The organism is Chitinophaga filiformis (assembly GCF_900102545.1).
Taxonomy (GTDB): domain Bacteria; phylum Bacteroidota; class Bacteroidia; order Chitinophagales; family Chitinophagaceae; genus Chitinophaga; species Chitinophaga filiformis.
In genome coordinates this window covers 320243-338362 of record NZ_FNBN01000001.1, presented here as the reverse complement: position 1 = coordinate 338362, position 18120 = coordinate 320243, and the positions used below count along the sequence as shown (strand labels likewise).

Sequence of the window (18120 nt, the reverse complement as noted above, 5' to 3'; positions counted from 1 at the left end):
TCAGGCAAAATTTGTCCAGATATCATGTTTTCAATTGTCATGTATATAAAAGCAGTGGAACAAGAATATCAATCTGTCAATTTATAGCATGAAAAAAATGAACAGTATAATGGCAAACGGAAAACCGGAAACGGTGAGTGCTGAGTTAGACCAGCGGATAAAGCTATTGGAAAATGAGCGCAGAATACTCCTGGAGTTAGGGGATGATATCACAAAGGTGAGAGAGAAAAATGACCTGATCGTCCTGTTTTCATCAAGGCTCAAGGAGATATTCCCTTTTTCCCATGCTATTGTTAGCCTGATAGACCATGAAGCGCGGGTCTATTGCCCTTTTCTACTCGATCCCAAATCTTCTCCCATTAAAGACCACCCGGTTTACCCCTCTCTTGTGGCCGGGCACTTTCCACTGGATGAACCGTTCATCCAGCAGGTACTGGAAAACGATGCGCCTAGTTCCTTCATACTGGAAGATATCATGGATGCTCCGGGGAGTCCCCCTTTCTTAAGGGTGAATTACGAAGGCGGCGTGAGAGAGATCCTGATGACGCCCCTTAAAAGCAAGGAGCAGGTGATTGGGTTTCTGCATATGTATGTTGTGAATGTCAATGGCTTTACCGACGAAATTAAAAGCATTATAAAGGGCATTGCTCCGCAGATCTCAGGTGCGGTGATCAATATCATCAGGAACGAGGAAATAAGCCGGGAGGAAAGGCTTAATGAAGTGTTGCTGACTTTAAGCAATGATATGGTGAAGGTCCGGACCCGGCAGGACATGTTGAATGTGCTCAATTCAGGCCTGCGGGAAGTCATTGGCTTTTCCCACAGCATGATGACGGTGATGGATGACGCAGAGGAGTATTATAAGGCTTACCTGGCCGATGCAGAGGCCACTGTCAGAGAGCTGACAGATTTTGGCGATACGCTTGACATGCCTACCCCTGTGGAAGACGGTATCTACGATATTGCCTCCCTTTATTACAAGCCGCTGGTCTTTAACATGGAGTCCTTCGATATGGAGAAGGCGCCGCTGTGGTTTAAGATGCATTATGAAATGGACGCCCGGGAAATGATTGTGAAGATATTGGGCGACAACGGTTCATCCAAGTATAGCCTCATGTTATTCGCTGATAAAGTGGGCACCTTTGGGAAGGAGGCAATAAATATTATTCAGCGCATATCCGGCCAGGTGTTTACTGCCATCAGTAATATATCGGCCAACGAAGAGATCATAAAAAGAGAGAATGAAAAATCATTCCTGCTCGAGTTCAGTAGCGATATTGCCGGTGTAAGAAGTAAGGAAGACCTCGCAGATGTGTTGCGTACCTGTCTCCGGAAATTAAAACCACAACTGGGTTTTGTAGTCCGGAAGATCAATGACGATAAGACTACGACGACCGCCTATATTTTCGATGCTCTTAACATTGCAGATGATGATGATGAACTGCAGGAAATAAAGGCCATGAAGTTTCCTATTGAAGATGGGCTGCAAAACAGGGTGCTCAATAGTGAAATCCCCCTTCTCTTTAGTATAAATATGGAGATCAACCGGGGGAATACTACCCCATACCTGCAATTCTGGAAAAGGATGGGCCTCCGCACAATGGTGGGCGCACCCCTGCGTACAGGTGATACAAAACTGGGTATTTTATGGTTGGGTATTGAAGAAATAAATATTCCCCTGCTGCAGGGTATATGCGCACAGACCTCGGTGGCCATGTCGAATATTATGGCTAATGAGGAGTTATTACGTAGGGAACGGGAACAGTCCTTCCTGGTGCAATTCAGTCACAACATTGCTGCTGTGCGTACAAAAGATGAGTTGAAAGACACGATCTGCGAAGTACTGCGGAACGTGCTGAAAGTAAAACTGGCCATGATCCGTGTCATGGAGGATGATGGGGTTACACTCAGCCCTTATCTGTATGATGAAAGTTTGTTTGAAAAAGTGGTGGAGACTTTCAGAATGATGGCATCCCAGAAGATTGATATAAATGAACCCCTCACGGCAAGAGTGCTGGAATGCGGAACGGTGCTCTTTGATGTTGAGGAAGAGTTACGACTGGGCAATCCGGGTAACTATATCCGTCTTTGGAAAGAGGTAGGGGTAAAACATGCTTTTGGGGCGCTGCTACGCGTGGGGAATGTAAACGTGGGAACATTCTGGTTGCTGATAGATGAGGTCAATCTCACTATTCTTAAAGGGATCTGTGCACAGGTGGCTATCGCTATTGCTAATATCCGGGCCAATGAAAAAGTGCTTGAGTATAAGCAGAAGCTCGAGATGGAAAATGACTACCTGAAAGAGCAGATCAAAACGATCTACAACTTTTCAGAGATCGTCGGCAATGGCGCCCAGATGCAGAAAGTTTACCGCCTGATATCGCAGGTGGCGGAAACCAGTTCAACGGTGCTTTTACTGGGCGAAACGGGTACCGGCAAGGAATTGATAGCACGGGCCATTCATAATGCATCCTCCCGTAAGAGCAAATTGATGGTAAAAGTGAACTGCGCCGCTTTGCCTGCCCATCTGATAGAAAGTGAGCTTTTCGGTCATGAGAAAGGCGCCTTTACCGGCGCGATAGACAGAAGGATCGGCAAGTTTGAGCTGGCGAACAACAGTACGCTGTTCCTGGATGAAATAGGAGAGATGCCGCTGGAGCTACAGGTGAAACTTTTACGCGTACTACAGGAAAGGGAACTGGAGAGGATCGGAGGTAAGGCTACCATTAAGGTGGATGTACGCATCGTTGCGGCTACAAACCGCGACCTGGAAGCAGAGGTGCAGGCAGGCCGCTTCAGGTCTGATCTCTATTACCGGCTGAATGTATTTCCTATCGAGCTGCCTCCGTTAAGGGATCGGCTGGAAGATGTTGAGTCGCTGGCTAATTTCTTTCTTGCCAAATTCAGTAAGAATGCCGGTAAAAGGGTAAATAGTATCTCGCCCCAGGTACTGCAGGAGCTAAAAAGCTATCCATGGCCAGGTAATGTCAGGGAGCTTGAGCACCTGATAGAAAGAAGTATCCTCCTGTGCGAAGGCCATACCTTAACAGAGATTCATCTGCCCCGGCATGAGACGATAAATAAACCAGTGCTGGGATCCGGATCCTATAATGTAACACTGGAACAGATTGAACGCGCTCACATCATTGATGTACTGAAGAGATGTAGCGGTAAAATATCTGGCGTTGGTGGCGCAGCAGAAGTGCTGGAAGTACCTGGTACCACGCTTCATTCCAAGATGAAAAAGCTGGGTATCTCTAAAGCAGATTATTTCATAAGATAACGACGATGCAGTTCATACAAAGGCTGGAACATATACGGTTCCGGCCTTTTTTATTTATGCGGGTAATACGCTCACTATATTTAGTGAAACCCACTGCCAATTCTCTTAATAAAGTGAAATAAAAACCCCTGTTTTTGATATAGTGTATTGGTTGTTAGTTGTTTATGCGACTGGCATCCGGCTTGTAAAACAATAAGCGAAATCGTTGAACGGTTACAATGTCTTCCCCTACAAATCAGCACAACGGGGATAACGGAAAAGATTAAACCAATTTATTAACTCCTGCCTGGATACAGGCATTAAAAGTTCAGATCATGAAAATAGTAGTAATCGGTGGCACCGGGCTTATTGGTTCCAAAACAGTAAACAGACTTCGCGCACTTGGCCACGAAGTAATTGCAGCATCTCCTGCATCAGGCGTAAACACTATTACAGGCGAAGGGCTTGCGGAAGTAATGGAGGGAACGGCTGTGGTAATAGATCTGGCGAACTCTCCTTCCTTTGAAGACAAGGCTGTAATGGAGTTCTTCCAGACAGCAGGACATAACCTGCTGGCGGCAGAAAAAAAAGCAGGTGTCAAACATCACATCGCATTGTCTGTGGTGGGTACTGAAAGACTGCAGGATAGTGGTTATATGCGTGCAAAACTGGTGCAGGAAAATCTTATCCGGCAATCAGGTATTCCTTTCTCCATCGTACACTCTACCCAGTTTTTTGAGTTCCTGGGCAGTATTGCAGCTTCAGGCGCAAAAGGAGAAGCAATCCATTTACCACCAGCCGCTATCCAGCCTATCGCATCAGATGATGTAGCTGCTGCAGTAACGGATGTTGCTGTGGGTGCGCCACTCAATGGCACCATTGAGATCGCCGGTCCGGAAAGAGTGGGCATGGACATACTTGTTGGCCGCTATCTGGACAAAATGGGAGATGCACGCCCTATAATTGCCGATCCGCATGCCTTGTATTTTGGCGCTGAACTGAATGACCAGTCGCTGGTTCCCGGCGCTAATCCACGTATTGGCAAGATCGATTTCGAAACATGGTTTGCCAACCAGCCGGTGAAAGTCTAAACCGGAAATCTCACATCTGCTTTTCACGACTTGCCATGTGCTGTCTGTAACGAAGATGACGGGTGTCAGTTCGTTGAGGCTGTTGTAACAGGTATGCGCTTTCCACCCGTTCGCGCATAAGCTCTACCTAACGCCGGCGCGGTCTTCTCACGCGACATCCGGTCAACAACGCAACGACACATCAGCGCCTGGCAGGTCTGAATCAATCTATAACCCATAACTATACTACAATGAACATCCGGGGATACCAGTGGTCGGTACTGAAGAAACTGCTCAAACAACGTTTCAGCGAACTTACAGAAGAAGATTTAGTCTTTGAGGTGGGGAAAGAAAGAGAGCTGTATACCAGACTTGAGCGTAAAACCGGCAAGACCGAAGAAGATGTTGCCCGCATCATCAGGAGTATGCAACTGGCATACCTGCAGCAAACAACATTACTCTAGGACTTGAAGTCTCATGATCAGTATTGAATAAATATATCGTCTCCATTATTAACATTAAAACAGCACAAAAATGCAAGAGTTCCTCTTAGTGATCCACAGGGATCTGACCAGCAACAACCCGGCGCCCTCTCCGGAACAAATGAAAGAAGCCCTCAAACCCTACCAGGAATGGGTGGCCAGCATAGCAGCCCAGGACAAACTGGTAGCGCCTCCAAAGCGTTGGGATGTTGATGGTCGTGTCATTAAGCATGAGAAAAAGAAAGATCATGTGTACAACGGACCCTATGCCGAGGACAAGGCATCCATCGGAGGCCTGTTCCTGATAAAAGCCAAAGATTATGACGAAGCAGTAGAAATAGCAAAAGGCTGTCCTATCATTAAATACGGCGCTATCGTTGAAGTACGTATGGCTATTACCGCTGCCTGAAAGCATTACTGAACAAAAACAAAATAAAGCCTTTACAGCGTTGTAACGCCGTAAAGGCTTTATTAAAACATCTGCTATGATAAAGTTTTCACAACTCTTCAATTCCTCCATAGGTAAGAAACTGATCATGTCTATGACAGGATTATTCCTCTGCCTTTTCCTCATTGTACACCTGGGTGGCAATCTTACATTATTTGCCGGCGACGGAGGCTATTTCTTTAATATCTATGCCCACTTCATGACCCATTTCCTGCCTGTGGAAATTATCAGTTATCTGCTGTATATCTCTATCCTGATACATGCCTTTTATGCACTTATACTGACGGTGAAAAACAGTCAGGCGCGTCCCGTGAAATATGCCGTTGCGCCCAAAACACCCGTTAAGTGGGCTTCCCTGAATATGGGACTTTTGGGCAGTATTATTTTCCTATTCCTCATCATACATATGAGTAACTTCTGGGCCAGGTATAAATTCATGGAAGGCACGTACCGGGAATACCGGAAAGAACTGCTCACAGGAAGACTGACCTCTACTGTTTACGAGCCGGTTTCCGCGGACTTTGAATACGCAGTAACTACGGAGAATAATGTGGAGATCGTGCGTGTAAAAGACCTCTATGCGATAGTGGCGCATAGCTTCGGACTGTGGTGGTATTCATTGTTGTACCTCGTCGCTATGGTAGCCGTGTCCTATCACCTGTACCATGGTTTTCAGAGCGCTTTCCGGACAGTGGGGATGGTACACAAACGATACACAACTATCATACAATCTACAGGTATATGGCTCTTTGCGGTCATCATCCCATTGGCCTTCGCATCGATGCCGATTGTATTCTATATAAAGAGCCTGCTGTAATGCAGCGGAGAGTATTAATTACTCCGCCGCTGGTTTAACTGATCAATGTTTTTTGCCATCAGGTCCCTGTCGACTGCCGAATGCGCCAGTTGCAACGCTGTTTTATAATGTTGCAGTGCTTTATAGTCGTCGATGTCAGTATACAGATTGCCTAATAGTGAGTGGTAAAAATAATTATCAGCTAACTGTAGCTTTTCTGCTTCATTGATCGCCTGTTGTTTGCCTTTGACCTTGGCGAGCGCGAAGGTGCGGTTTAATGCAGCAATAGGGGAGTACTCCAGTATTAACAGGTGATTATACAGGTCCAGGATGTTCTCCCATTTTTCTCCGGAGTCAGCCTTATGGGTATGCCAGTAAGCAATGGCAGCTTCCAGGTGATACTTGGTGACAGTAGGAGTGGCGGCAGCTTCGTTCAGATAGTATTCCCCCCGCTCAATCAACTCGCGGTTCCAGAGGGTTTCATCCTGGTCCTCGTACAGGATCACTCCTCCTGTATCATTTAGCCTTGCATCAAAACGTGAGGCGTGAAAACACATTAATGCCAGGAGTGCATTGACTGCCGGTTTATTGGTATGTGGATATTCTACCAGCAGGTAATTCAACCGCATGGCTTCTACACAAAGGTCTTTTCGTAGCACTGTATTAGTGGAAGTGGAATAGTAGCCTTCGGAAAAAAGCAGGTATAATGTTTTGAGTACAGTATCCAGCCGCTCGTTTATTTCGGCAAGTGTGGGCTGCTGTATTTTTATATCTGCCTCCTTTAATTTTTCTTTCGCTCTACTGATCCTTTTGTAGATCACTTCCTTATTGGTCAGATAAGCATCTGCAATTTCCTGTGCGCCAAAACCGCAGAGCAGATTGAGTGCAAGTGCTATCTGCGATTCAGTGGGGATAGAAGGATGGCATACGGTGAAGATCATGGCCAGCTGGCTGTCTGTAATATTCTGTTCGGAAAGATCTATTTCGATCTCTTCTCCCTGGGGGATACTGTGCTGCAGATCGACCATGAGCTTCTGCTGAAAGAAGGAGTTTCTCTTCAGCCAGTTCTTTGTTTTGTTTTTAGCGACCGTATATAACCATGCCGTCGGGTTATCAGGTACTCCTTTTGCACTCCACGATTCGGTAGCAGCAAGAAAAGTATCACTTACAATATCTTCTGCCACACCTATGTGTTCGATGCCAAACAGGTAACATAGTACCGAAACTATTTTCTGGTACTCAGTCCTGAATAAATGAGGTAACAGCTCTCTCTCTTCCATACAAACAAATAAAAATGCCTTCCTGCAAAAATAAGAAGGCATTTTTATTTGTTGTGCTGAACAGTATTAAATCACTGCCATACGTATCTCCACAGTACCTCCCAGGTCGAGGATGGGCGCCCCTTTTGCTATTTCCACTGCTTCCTCATAGTTGGCGGCCTTTATGATAATAAAACCACCGAGGGATTCTTTAATCTCGGCATAGGGTCCATCCGTTACACTCTTATCGTGTTTCAGTACCACCCCTTTGGCTTCCCAGGGTTGCGGTGCCCTGGCCAGCTTTTCTTCCGACTCCAGACTGCGTAACCAGTCCCGCCAGCGGCGCAGATGTGTCTGGAATTCCTCTGGTGAAGGTTGAATTTCTTTCGTTTTGAAATCCCGTCGAAACACTAATAAGAATTCATTCATATAAATGTGGGTTTAGTATGTCAGTAATATTACATCAACCAAATTGACCTACTCTGTATGTACCTACAGCATCAGGCATTGGAAATGCAATATTAAAGCGATTCCATGTATTAATGGAGGAAATAGCCAGTGTCAGGTCAACAAGCTCTTCTTCAGTGAAGTGATCCTTCACCTGTGCATACACCTCGTCAGGTACCACGCAGGCAGTAACGGCTTCAGCCCATGCCAGCGCCGCCCTTTCTCTTGGGGTAAAATACGGTGTTTCGCGCCATGCGCTTACACTATATAAGCGTTGCTCAGTTTCGCCGTGAGCGCGGGCATCTTTTGAATGCATATCCAGGCAATAAGCGCAGCTATTGATCTGGGATACGCGGAAGTCAACCAGTGCTATTAATCCTTCTTCCAGGGAGGACTTCTTGATATACGCCCCAATGTTAAAGAGCGTCTTTAAAGCGCCCTGCCCTTTTTCATAAAAATTAATCCTCTGTTTCATTTTACTAGGTTTTTGTTATGTACTAATGACAATCGGTTTTGGCTTATTGGACAAATCCCGGTTGATTTTTTTTACTTTTTATACAAGAATGTCGTTCTGCGCTTTTATTGGAGGAGGTAGTTCCTTTTCACCCATCATCTCCCGGAGATCTATCTCAATATTCCGGCAGATCTGTGAGATCGGAACGTCATTAGGGCTGCCTTCGAAGGGATTCTCGGTGCTTTCCCCTACCTGCTCCAGTGAGGTGTACATCCAGGAAATAAGGACACTGAAAGGAATTACCAGCCAGATCATATGTCCTTTCATCATGCCTGTCACAAGGTTATCCAGTTTGTCGAACTCCTGCAGCATGCCGAAGGGAAGCAGCACACAGAATATCCGGACAAAGAGGGTATGGATGATTGAGTACTGCCTGGGATAGGGCGTTTCCTTGATGGCCTCGCATTGGCCCTGCAGACTGTAAAGCGTATTCAGGCTTCGTTGCATTTCCTGGAACTGGAGGGGGATGAGTGTTTGCTCGTCATAAATATCTTTTACGGTCTTGTTTTGTAATGCCAGTAGCTGTGATGCCTTATTTCGCACACCAGAAATATAGACCTGTTCCTCAGCAGATAAATATTTCGACAGCTCTTCTTCAAGGGTTGTTTGCCGCTCGGGAATAGTGTAATATTTTTGGTATTCTGCGTTAGGACGGTTGTCTGCCACTTCCCATACACGTTCCTCCCGTAAATGATAACGCAGGACCGCCAGCCACGCAAAATGACGTTGGAGAAGTAGCTGGATTTTCGTTGCATCCTGCAGATAATCCCGGCACATAATGCCCCATGCTCTGCTGCTGCTGTCAATATTACCCCAGATCTCATGCCCATGCCAGGTACGGTTGTATGTCTGGGTATTCTTAAAGCCCACGATGAAGGCAGTGGCGGTCCCCAGTAGTGATACAACCGTCCAGGGAACTACCAGCCATTTTATCCCCAATACATGGTAAAGTACTACCGGCAGGGTACCCAGGAGGATCAGTATATATAACTTTCGCCTTGTCCAGATGAGAAAGTCGGATAATTTATAGGATTTGCCAACGTGCATAAAGCCTGATGTGTTCTGTTGTCAGTTGTAATTCTTTTTCCTGCTGTCTTTGAGGAATACCAGTAACTCTTTAATGAAGCCCGGGCATCCGGTTATGCTGTTTCACCGTCAGGCATCTCTTCCTCCCTGATAAGGTCATCCAGAAATTCGGATCCCTCTGCGGAATTCTCTTCATGTACTGTCTCCAGCGCCGTTTGTACCAGTATTACCGGGTGTTCTTTTTGAGGAAAAAGCTTTTGGAAGATTTGGGTAAGTGCTATCATAACTTGTAGTTTAGGTGATTGGTAAAGATTTACAATCGATGTGCCATGTGGTTAACTGGTTGATTATTATGTTTTTGTGTAGGGTTGGATAGTGCGCGGTTCACTGTATATCGTGAATGGGCGGATATTTCCGCGGTATATAGTGAGTCTTTTCGCGTTTAACAGTGAAGTCTCACATTGGAGTAAGTTTCTTTGGTTTGACTTAACTTACATTGAAACTCAAAGGTACACTGTTTCCAGTTCTTAATTTATTAGTAGCATTCCTCCCGTTTTTGAATGGGCCCTTCTCTCACACGTCGCTTTTGTTCATTTACCATTTATTAAACATTATCAGGAAAATATTCCGTTATGAAAAAAGTAGTCATGCTGATTTTTATTCTTTTTAGTGTATTGGATGGATATGCCCAGTCATGTGATTTCGCGGAAACTTCCCTTTTGCCGGATGATATAGATACTTCAGTAGCTAGCCCCGACAGCTCCCGCCCATATGCTTTAATTGCCGGTGGTAGCAAGGGCATTGGCTACGCGCTTGCAGAAGCTTTAGCCAAACGGAAGTATAACCTGATCCTGATTGCGAGGCATCTTGATAGTTTACAGGCAGCAAAGAATAAGCTTGAATCAGCGTATTCAATTCATGTCGAAATATTAGTACATGATCTGAGCCGGGAAGAATCGGCCACTGAAATTGCAAAATGGTGCATTGACCGGAATATTCATCTGAAGGTACTTGCCAATGTAGCGGGGCATGGCGGCCCCAGAGATTATTTATTAACCTCGTTAGATACGCTACGTTATATGGTGAGACTGAATGTTGAATCCATGATGGCGCTGAGCCTTACATTGCTTCCTTTACTGGAGAAAAATGCCCCTTCCTATATTTTGAATGTTGCCAGTATGGCGGGCTTTGCGCCTATTCCAATAAAAAACCTATACTCCGCTACAAAGTCTGCCGTTATCTTTTTCAGCTATTCATTACGTTATCAGTTAAAGAAGAAGCATATCAGTGTCAGTTGTCTTTGTCCCGGGCCTGTTTTTACTAAACCGGAAGTGAGGCGGGAAACGGAAAAGAGATTTGGCTGGTTTGGTAAGAAAATGGCGGTGAGCCCCAAAAGAGTAGGCGAAATAGCAGTAAAGAAGACATTAAAAGGGCGGTTGATAATTGTACCAGGAACCCTTAGCAAAGTTATTTCTGTACTTTTACGGGCACTACCCAGAAGAACAGTAACCTCTCTCTACGCTAAAGCGGGAACTTAATGGGTTAGGAAAATAAAATATTGCTGAGATCAACATGAGTGATACCGACACTAAACGACTTTCCAGGCTGACCGCTATTCTGATCCAATTGCAGACAAAGCGCCTGTTGACAGCAACAGAGCTGGCAGATAAATTTTCGGTTAGTATCCGGACTATTTACAGGGATATAAAGGCACTGGAACAGGCGGGTGTACCGGTGCTGACAGAAGAAGGAAAAGGGTATACCTTAATGCAGGGGTACAGAATTCCTCCGGTAATGTTTACTGAAAGCCAGGCAAACGCCCTGATCCTGGCAGAGCAACTGGTCCTGAAGAATAAAGACGCTTCATTCGTCAAAGATTATATGGAAGCGATCGATAAGATCAAAGCGGTATTAGGGTATCATGTAAGAGACAAAGCCAACCTGCTTGCCGAAAGGACCCGTTTCGATCAAAACATTAACAGCGAAAGAAATAGTAATAATCTATCAGAATTACAGTTTGCACTTACCAATTTTAACCTGACCCAAATTGAGTATACCAATGAAGCCGGGCAAACATCCACCAGGCTGATTGAGCCTTTTGCATTGTTAAGTACACAGGGGAACTGGTTGCTGGTAGCCTGGTGCCGCACCCGTAATGAGTTCCGGTACTTCCGGCTCGACAGGATTAATAAACTGCATATCCTGAGCGAGAAGTTTACTCCCCATAATATGACCTTACAGGAATATTTTGACCGTTATTATTAAATTCTTTTTTGACCCCTGACATAAGGCTGTCATACCACCGGTTATAGCTTTGCGACATCAACAAAAAAAGTAATTTTCGTATGATTAGTCAATTAGCCAATCTGAACTGGATCAGTGTTTTAGTAGCATTTGCAGGGTATTTTATACTCGGCGCCTTATGGTTCACTTTATTCTTTAACAAGCCTTACAGGCGCTCTTTGGGCCGTGAAAATGAAACGTTGCCCAACAAACCAATTTTCATCGTGGGACCCGCCTTGTGCTCTCTTGTCATTACAGTGGCGAGCGCGGTGCTGATCTATGCGCTGGATGTTCAGTCTTTTGGCAGTGCTTTGAAATTTTCATTACTGGTAGGTATCGGATATCTGTTTGCCAATACAGTGAACATTGCGATCAACCCGAATATTCCCCGTCCTATCCTTTATGGAGTTATCAGTGGCACCTATCATTTGGTAGGCATCTGCTTCGTGAGTATTATACTGGTTATTATGAAATAAGCATTATGCAGGATAAGGCTATCACAACTTTTTGCCCGGCAAACCGGCAGCAATGGCGGCAGTGGTTGCAGAAGCATCACAGTACACAGCAATCCATCTGGTTAGTCTATTACAAAAAGAAAGCAAATACTGCTACTATCACCTGGAGCGATGCAGTAGATGAAGCACTTTGCTTCGGATGGATAGACAGTACGGCAAGGCCGCTTGACGATGAGAAATTTATGCAGTTCTTCACCCGGCGAAAAGCCAATAGCGTCTGGTCGAAGATCAACAAGGGAAAGGTGCAGCGCTTAATAGAAGAAGGACTTATGACACAAGCGGGCTACGAAAGCATCGAAGTGGCAAAGCGAAATGGTTCCTGGTCTATTTTAGATGATGTGGAAGAATTGAAAATACCTAAAGACCTTGAAAAAGCATTCAGGTCTCATGCCGGTGCAAAGGCTTATTTTGTGGGTTTAAGCAAGTCTGTTAAGAAAAGCATTTTACAATGGCTTGTGCTGGCAAAGCGACCAGAAACCAGGCAAAAGAGAATTGCCGAAATAGTGGAACTTGCCGGGCAACAGTTGAAGCCTAAGCAGTTCAGATGAGCTGAACCACATTGGTCTGCTGAGAAAAAATGAGTAATATTATTGAAATATTACCACGGATGACAGACCACAAACAGGAAGCGGCAAAAGCTGCTATGTCGATAATCAGCGCCGGACAAACAATTGGATTAGGTGGCGGCAAAACGATCGCTTATCTGGCGGAACTGCTTGCTGAAGATCCGAAGTTGATGCAGTCATTGACGCTTACCAGCTCCTCATTTGAGACCAGCGTGCTATTACACGCCAAAGGATTCAGACTGGTGGCTCCTTCGTTTATCAGCAGGATTGATGTCTATTTTGATGGTTGTGATGTATTCGACAGGCAGCTGAATGCATTGAAAAGCGGTGGTGGCATTCATACCATGGAAAAGCTGCTGGCATCGGCGGCAGACAGGTTTATACTGTTGGGAGATGCCGGTAAATATCAGGCAACACTAAATCCGAAATTTCCTGTAGCAATAGAATTCCTGCCACAGGCATTGAGCATAGTAAGCAGGAGGTTGGGAGAGTTGTTCCCTGGAACAAGATTTATCCAGCGTATGAGCACTGAAAAGATCGGTGCAGCGATATCTGATAATGGCAATATGCTGGCTGACCTGTATTTCGACGTATTCCCTGATCCAACAGAACTGGATATCCAGGTGAAAATGATCCCGGGAGTGGTAGAGCATTCCTTGTTCCGCGGAATGGCACATCAGGCGGTAGTATCAGGAGAGGATGGCGTAAAGAACATATATCCGGTGTAGCCTTATCCGGGACAACGGCCTTCAGATCGCAGGACCTGAAGGCCGTTGTCGTAATACCATGTATCAGTGACAATGGAGCCTTCCTACCTTACATAAATTAAGCGCATAAAATATAGTATTGAGAAATGTGAAAATAGTATGCCTTTTGTAGCAAACGTTTGCATAACTTCAGTAAAGTAGCAGATAACCCATAAATCCCGGTAGAGATAATTGTAACCTATATTATTAGGAAAACACATGTAGCAACGTGTTGTGACATGCTTTGTTCCCTATATTCTGTATATATAACCCTAGTCTTTATCCTTAAAATTTCGTTATGAGAACCTCCCCTCAAAAAACTATTATGGAAAAAATGTACACTGTTGCAAGCTTACTATTATTGTTATGCTTATTATTTTTATCGCCTTTGTCCCGAGGACAATCACTACCGGCCAATTTTCAGCGGGTACAGGTGGTCAGTGGTCTTAGCAGTCCTGCTGCCCTGGCATTTCTTCCTGATGGCCGTATTCTTGTATGCCAGGAAACAGGCCAGTTGCGTGTTATTAAGAACGGTAGTTTATTATCCACACCAGCTATCACACTTTCTGTCAATGCCAGTGGCGAACGAGGTCTGATAGGGATTGCTGTAGATCCCAACTTCAACACCAATCATTACATCTACCTGTATTATACCAACACGTCCGGCCCACATAACCGGGTGAGTCGTTTTACCATGACAGGCGATGTTGCTGGCGCTGAAACAGCATTACTGGACCTGCCTACATTGAGTGCTATCTATCACAATGGAGGCGGCTTATCTTTCGGCAACGATGGTAAGTTATATGTATCAGTAGGCGATAATAAAGTCGGCGATAATGCTAAGAACCTCGATAGCTATATGGGAAAGCTATTACGTATCAATACTGATGGTACGGTACCTTCGGGAAATCCCTTTAGCGGCGGCGCCGCCCGTAGCCGTGTCTGGGCATATGGCCTGCGAAACCCGTTTACGAATGCTATTGATCCCGTAAGCGGCAAGATCTTTATCAATGACGTGGGTGAGTCCACCTGGGAAGAGATCAACGATGCTACTACCAGTGGCCGCAACTTTGGATGGCCCGATCAGGAAGGTAACTGCTCATCTAACTGTACCGGCCTAACGAATCCGGTTTACAGGTATAGCACCAACAGGGACGGCACTCCTCCCGACGGACAAGGTTGTGCTATCAATGGTGGCACATTCTTCAATGGGGCAATCAGCAATTATCCTGCTACCTACAATGGTAAATATTTCTTCCTGGACTATTGCGGCGGATGGATCAACTACCTGAATCCTGCGTCTCCTGCAAGAACGGCTTTTGCTACTGGCCTGGGCGGCGGACTTGTTTACATTAAACAGGGTATTGACGGAAACCTTTATTTCCTTAGCAGGGATAATGGTGCGCTCTACAAACTTATTTACACAGGTACACAGGCGGCTGCGATTACTACACAACCACAATCCATTACCGTACCTCAGGGGCAAACTGCTACCTTTAGCGTAATAGCTACCGGCAATCCTGCACCTACCTACCAGTGGCGAAAGAATGGAACCAATATCACTAATGCAACAGCAGCCAGTTATTCGATTACGAATGTACAACCGGCAGATTCAGGTCTTTACAGTGTAGTAGTGACCAACAGTGCCGGCAGTGCCACCAGCAGTAGTGCAAAACTGACTGTGGCCAAACCTAATGTTTTACCTGTAGCTACGATTACGGCACCTGCCAACAATGCCAAGTTCCGTGCCGGCGATACCGTTTCATTTGCAGGCACTGGTACTGATGCAGAAGATGGCAATCTTCCGGCCAATGTGTTTAACTGGTGGGTAGATTTCCATCATGCGAATCATATTCACCCGGGGCCGGAATTGCGCGACAGTATCAAAGCAGGCACTTTTATTATTTCAGATGAAGGGCATACGGAAACAGACATCTGGTATCGTATCTACCTTTCCGTAAAAGATAGCAGGGGAGAGGCGGATACCACTTATGTGGAACTGTTCCCTGTTACATCCAATATAACGCTGAAAACAGAACCTGCAGGTTTGCAGCTCCGTCTCAATGATATTCCTTTTACCACACCGTACTCCTCACCGACTTTATCCGGTATGGTCAGGGCAATGGATGCTCCTTCGCCGCAAACGCTTAACGGCGTAACCTATGTTTTCGATCATTGGGCACATGGAGGCGCAAGAGTGCAGAATATTAGGATCACTGATAATGATACTACCTTCGTGGCAATATTTAAAATAGCGCCCGCTACAATCAACCTGTCGCCCGTACAGGATGCATATGTAAGAGATGGATCTAATGCAGCAACTACGTTCGGTGTTACCGATTCCACACTGCTTATTACGAAAGTAGCTCCTGCCGGACAGTCGAATAATGCCCGCGAGTCCTATCTTACCTTTGATCTGACCAACAGAGCAAGCGCCGTATCATCTGTGGTACTGAAAGTATATGGTAATGTGGATGGTACTACGGCCATTAGTGTACCGGTGGGCGTCTACGCGGTAAGCAACACTACCTGGTCTGAAAAGACGATTACCTGGAATAATAAACCAGCTGCAGATACCACGCTTTTATCGTCTGCCGTACTTACAAATGGAACGGCAAAATATTACACATGGGATGTAACCAGTTACGTACAGCGTGAATTGGCCGCTGGCAGGAAGAAAATAACACTGGCACTGAAAAGCCAGCAGGCACACGATCCGCGTATATTGCTGAATGCAAAAGAGGCGGGCGCCAATACGCCGCAGCTTACTATCATTGCTGATTCTATAGGCGATCCAAACTGTGTTCCCGTTGCTGCGAGCAGCGACGACGGAAATGTGGCAGCCAATGCAATTGACAACGATCTCAATACCCGTTGGTCAGCAAGTGGAGACGGGCAGTGGATACAGTTCTGCCTGGGTAGCACTGCTACTGTCACAGGTGTGGATATCGCATTTTATAAAGGCGATACCCGCCGTGCGCTATTTGATGTGCTGGTAAGTCAGGATGGTACCGGTTGGAGTAATGCAGCTACCGGCCTGCAAAGTAGTGGTACTTCACTCAGCTTTGAGAGCTTCAGCTTCGCTGCAAAAGCTGCGAAGTATATACGGATCCTCGGACATGGTAACAACGTAAATGCGTGGAACAGCTATGCGGAGGTGAAAATTAAAACAACTGCAAGCTTTGCTGCCAGCAAGACAACTAGCCTGTCGGCATTGACTGTATATCCTAATCCTGCCGGCGCCACCTTTACGGTGAAATTCAACCTGCCATCAAATGGACGCACTACGCTGGCCATATATGATATGAGTGGCAAACAATTGCTGGTACCTGTAAACGGACAGCTTACAGCGGGAACATATACGAGAACAGTATCTGCGGGTGCATTGCCGGCAGGTATGTACCTGGTAAAACTGGTGCATAATGGTAAAGTAAGCAGTGTGAAAATTATCAGGGAGTAAGGTCTTTTCATGAGCCTTTAGTCAACGGAAAAGCAGCATAAAAACAGGAAACCCGCTCCATCTGAGAGCGGGTTTCCATTTTTCAAGTGGCAGTGATCAATATTATTTCGGTTTATGGGTCGAGTCGACAGATAGCCGGTAATCGTCTTCTGTAATACCTTTTACACCCCTGCTTTTTTTAATCGGGCGGGTATTGACGGAATCAACGGCAGGGGGAAACGCGCGACGGTATCTCTCAACCTGTGAATCCGGTTTAGCCGGTGGCAGGACTTGCCAGGTAGTGGAATCAAATTCCGGAACAACAGGGGGTATATCAATAACGGGCGCCGTGTTCTTTTCCCGGGGGACAGGAACAATTGGTTTCCTTTCAACAGGCTTCTCTGATGTGCTGTCAGGAATTGTTATCGGTACTTCAATTGTCGGCGGAGGTGGTGCCGGTGTTCCTTTTTCAGGTATCGGATCTTTATGGTTGGTAAACCACCACAGTGCAACGGCAATAGTTGCCGCACCAGCTGCACCATACCAGCCCTTACCCTTGAATTTTGTAGCTTTTTTAGGCGTAGAAGTATTATCTGGGGTGTTTGCATCCACATCCAACTGCATTTCAATACTAGCCCAGATACTGTCCGCCATATCGGGAACAGGCACCTGGTCCAGCTTTTCTGCTATTAATTTTTCGTATGGTGTGGGAGTATTCACTAAGTTTTTATTGCTGTTAATTTTTGTTGGAGAATTTTTCTTGCCTCACTTAAATGCCATTTGCTGGTACCCTCACTGATGTTCAATTGTTCCGCAATTTCTCTGTGGGTGTAGCCGTCAATGGCATACAAGACAAAGACGGCATGCGTAGCAGGTGGCAGCCGTCTCACCAGTGCCAGTATTGCGGCAGCATCTGTTTTTTCGATGACACTGTTATTGACAGATGGTTCCTCCATTGTTTCCAGTTCCACGCTACTGAAGCGACTGCGTTGTTTGATAAGATCCAATGACTCATTGATGATGATCTTTTTCAGCCAGCCGTGGAAGTTCCCTTTGGTTACATCGAACGACTGGATACTCCGAAACATTTTCACGAAGGCATGGGTCAGGATATCCGCAGCCTCATGTTCATCAACAGCATAACGCATCGCAATAGCCATTGCAAAGCCATAAAGCTGCCGGTATAGTTGCTCCTGCGCTTTCCTATTGCCATTGCGACAATCAATGATAATATTACTTAGATCCTGCTCCAGTTGTTAATTACTCC

At 45.7% G+C, this 18120-nt stretch carries 18 protein-coding genes; 11 read left to right on the top strand and 7 right to left on the bottom strand.

Translation table 11 applies throughout. The features are described from left to right. Positions 1–109: 109 nt before the first annotated feature. The 5 genes from BLR32_RS33915 (at position 110) to BLR32_RS01415 (ending at position 6079) form a co-directional block, all read left to right on the top strand. Positions 110–3283, top strand: a complete 3174-nt coding sequence (locus tag BLR32_RS33915) for a sigma-54-dependent Fis family transcriptional regulator (protein WP_245705328.1) — start codon at positions 110–112, stop codon at positions 3281–3283. A gap of 314 nt (positions 3284–3597) precedes the next feature. Then, a complete protein-coding gene (locus BLR32_RS01430; RefSeq protein WP_089828459.1) occupies positions 3598–4353 on the top strand; it encodes an SDR family oxidoreductase in 756 nt (251 codons plus the stop codon). A 230-nt stretch (positions 4354–4583) separates the two neighbouring features. Beyond that, positions 4584–4796, top strand: coding sequence for a hypothetical protein (locus BLR32_RS01425; RefSeq protein ID WP_089828458.1), 213 nt, complete (start codon positions 4584–4586; stop codon positions 4794–4796). A gap of 70 nt (positions 4797–4866) precedes the next feature. After that, a complete protein-coding gene (locus tag BLR32_RS01420; protein ID WP_089828457.1) occupies positions 4867–5223 on the top strand; it encodes a YciI family protein in 357 nt (118 codons plus the stop codon). 76 nt (positions 5224–5299) lie between these two features. Beyond that, positions 5300–6079, top strand: a complete 780-nt coding sequence (locus BLR32_RS01415) for a succinate dehydrogenase cytochrome b subunit (protein ID WP_089828456.1) — start codon at positions 5300–5302, stop codon at positions 6077–6079. Between the two features lie 14 nt (positions 6080–6093). Here the strand turns inward: BLR32_RS01415 and BLR32_RS01410 are convergent, their stop codons facing one another. From BLR32_RS01410 to BLR32_RS33910, 5 genes are all read right to left on the bottom strand, one after another. Then, a complete protein-coding gene (locus BLR32_RS01410) occupies positions 6094–7338 on the bottom strand; it encodes an RNA polymerase sigma factor (RefSeq protein ID WP_089828455.1) in 1245 nt (414 codons plus the stop codon). A gap of 66 nt (positions 7339–7404) precedes the next feature. Then, on the bottom strand, positions 7405–7746 hold the full coding sequence (locus BLR32_RS01405; protein ID WP_089828454.1) for a YciI family protein: 342 nt from the start codon (positions 7744–7746) through the stop codon (positions 7405–7407). Positions 7747–7780: 34 nt separating this feature from the next. Beyond that, positions 7781–8239 (bottom strand): carboxymuconolactone decarboxylase family protein, encoded by a 459-nt coding sequence (locus BLR32_RS01400; RefSeq protein WP_089828453.1) that lies wholly within the window; start codon positions 8237–8239, stop codon positions 7781–7783. A 78-nt stretch (positions 8240–8317) separates the two neighbouring features. Then, positions 8318–9325, bottom strand: coding sequence for a bestrophin family protein (locus tag BLR32_RS01395; RefSeq protein WP_089828452.1), 1008 nt, complete (start codon positions 9323–9325; stop codon positions 8318–8320). A 92-nt stretch (positions 9326–9417) separates the two neighbouring features. Continuing rightward, on the bottom strand, positions 9418–9588 hold the full coding sequence (locus BLR32_RS33910) for a hypothetical protein (protein WP_176842123.1): 171 nt from the start codon (positions 9586–9588) through the stop codon (positions 9418–9420). Positions 9589–9936: 348 nt separating this feature from the next. Here BLR32_RS33910 and BLR32_RS01390 point away from each other — a divergent pair, with 348 nt between their 5' ends. The 6 genes from BLR32_RS01390 to BLR32_RS01365 all read left to right on the top strand — a co-directional run bounded on the left by BLR32_RS01390 (position 9937) and on the right by BLR32_RS01365 (position 16874). Next, positions 9937–10842, top strand: a complete 906-nt coding sequence (locus BLR32_RS01390) for an SDR family NAD(P)-dependent oxidoreductase (protein WP_089828451.1) — start codon at positions 9937–9939, stop codon at positions 10840–10842. 34 nt (positions 10843–10876) lie between these two features. Next, positions 10877–11569, top strand: coding sequence for a helix-turn-helix transcriptional regulator (locus BLR32_RS01385; protein ID WP_089828450.1), 693 nt, complete (start codon positions 10877–10879; stop codon positions 11567–11569). Between the two features lie 80 nt (positions 11570–11649). Continuing rightward, on the top strand, positions 11650–12063 hold the full coding sequence (locus BLR32_RS01380; RefSeq protein ID WP_089828449.1) for a DUF1761 domain-containing protein: 414 nt from the start codon (positions 11650–11652) through the stop codon (positions 12061–12063). Between the two features lie 5 nt (positions 12064–12068). Then, positions 12069–12650: a YdeI/OmpD-associated family protein gene (locus BLR32_RS01375; RefSeq protein WP_089828448.1), complete on the top strand. Its 582-nt coding sequence runs from the start codon at positions 12069–12071 to the stop codon at positions 12648–12650. 29 nt (positions 12651–12679) lie between these two features. Next, a complete protein-coding gene (rpiA, locus tag BLR32_RS01370; protein ID WP_089828447.1) occupies positions 12680–13396 on the top strand; it encodes a ribose 5-phosphate isomerase A in 717 nt (238 codons plus the stop codon). 406 nt (positions 13397–13802) lie between these two features. Then, positions 13803–16874 (top strand): PQQ-dependent sugar dehydrogenase, encoded by a 3072-nt coding sequence (locus BLR32_RS01365; RefSeq protein WP_176842122.1) that lies wholly within the window; start codon positions 13803–13805, stop codon positions 16872–16874. Positions 16875–16976: 102 nt separating this feature from the next. Here BLR32_RS01365 and BLR32_RS01360 read toward each other — a convergent pair whose 3' ends face one another. Together BLR32_RS01360 and BLR32_RS01355 are read right to left on the bottom strand one after the other, a co-directional pair. Continuing rightward, positions 16977–17573, bottom strand: a complete 597-nt coding sequence (locus BLR32_RS01360) for a hypothetical protein (protein WP_089828445.1) — start codon at positions 17571–17573, stop codon at positions 16977–16979. Continuing rightward, positions 17573–18106: an RNA polymerase sigma factor gene (locus tag BLR32_RS01355; protein ID WP_089828444.1), complete on the bottom strand. Its 534-nt coding sequence runs from the start codon at positions 18104–18106 to the stop codon at positions 17573–17575. Before BLR32_RS01355 ends, BLR32_RS01360 begins: the two co-directional genes overlap by 1 nt. Positions 18107–18120: the final 14 nt, after the last annotated feature.

Bases quoted from the DNA above. Each gene is read 5' to 3' on its own strand.
- BLR32_RS01415 (WP_089828456.1), top strand. From the start codon at position 5,300: ATGATAAAGTTTTCACAACTCTTCAATTCCTCCATAGGTAAGAAACTG.
- BLR32_RS01375 (WP_089828448.1), top strand. From the start codon at position 12,069: ATGCAGGATAAGGCTATCACAACTTTTTGCCCGGCAAACCGGCAGCAA.
- BLR32_RS01400 (WP_089828453.1), bottom strand. From the start codon at position 8,239: ATGAAACAGAGGATTAATTTTTATGAAAAAGGGCAGGGCGCTTTAAAG.
- BLR32_RS01410 (WP_089828455.1), bottom strand. From the start codon at position 7,338: ATGGAAGAGAGAGAGCTGTTACCTCATTTATTCAGGACTGAGTACCAG.
- BLR32_RS01405 (WP_089828454.1), bottom strand. From the start codon at position 7,746: ATGAATGAATTCTTATTAGTGTTTCGACGGGATTTCAAAACGAAAGAA.
- BLR32_RS33910 (WP_176842123.1), bottom strand. From the start codon at position 9,588: ATGATAGCACTTACCCAAATCTTCCAAAAGCTTTTTCCTCAAAAAGAA.
- BLR32_RS01425 (WP_089828458.1), top strand. From the start codon at position 4,584: ATGAACATCCGGGGATACCAGTGGTCGGTACTGAAGAAACTGCTCAAA.
- BLR32_RS01385 (WP_089828450.1), top strand. From the start codon at position 10,877: ATGAGTGATACCGACACTAAACGACTTTCCAGGCTGACCGCTATTCTG.
- BLR32_RS01430 (WP_089828459.1), top strand. From the start codon at position 3,598: ATGAAAATAGTAGTAATCGGTGGCACCGGGCTTATTGGTTCCAAAACA.
- BLR32_RS01395 (WP_089828452.1), bottom strand. From the start codon at position 9,325: ATGCACGTTGGCAAATCCTATAAATTATCCGACTTTCTCATCTGGACA.
- BLR32_RS01380 (WP_089828449.1), top strand. From the start codon at position 11,650: ATGATTAGTCAATTAGCCAATCTGAACTGGATCAGTGTTTTAGTAGCA.
- BLR32_RS01390 (WP_089828451.1), top strand. From the start codon at position 9,937: ATGAAAAAAGTAGTCATGCTGATTTTTATTCTTTTTAGTGTATTGGAT.
- rpiA (WP_089828447.1), top strand. From the start codon at position 12,680: ATGAGTAATATTATTGAAATATTACCACGGATGACAGACCACAAACAG.
- BLR32_RS33915 (WP_245705328.1), top strand. From the start codon at position 110: ATGGCAAACGGAAAACCGGAAACGGTGAGTGCTGAGTTAGACCAGCGG.
- BLR32_RS01420 (WP_089828457.1), top strand. From the start codon at position 4,867: ATGCAAGAGTTCCTCTTAGTGATCCACAGGGATCTGACCAGCAACAAC.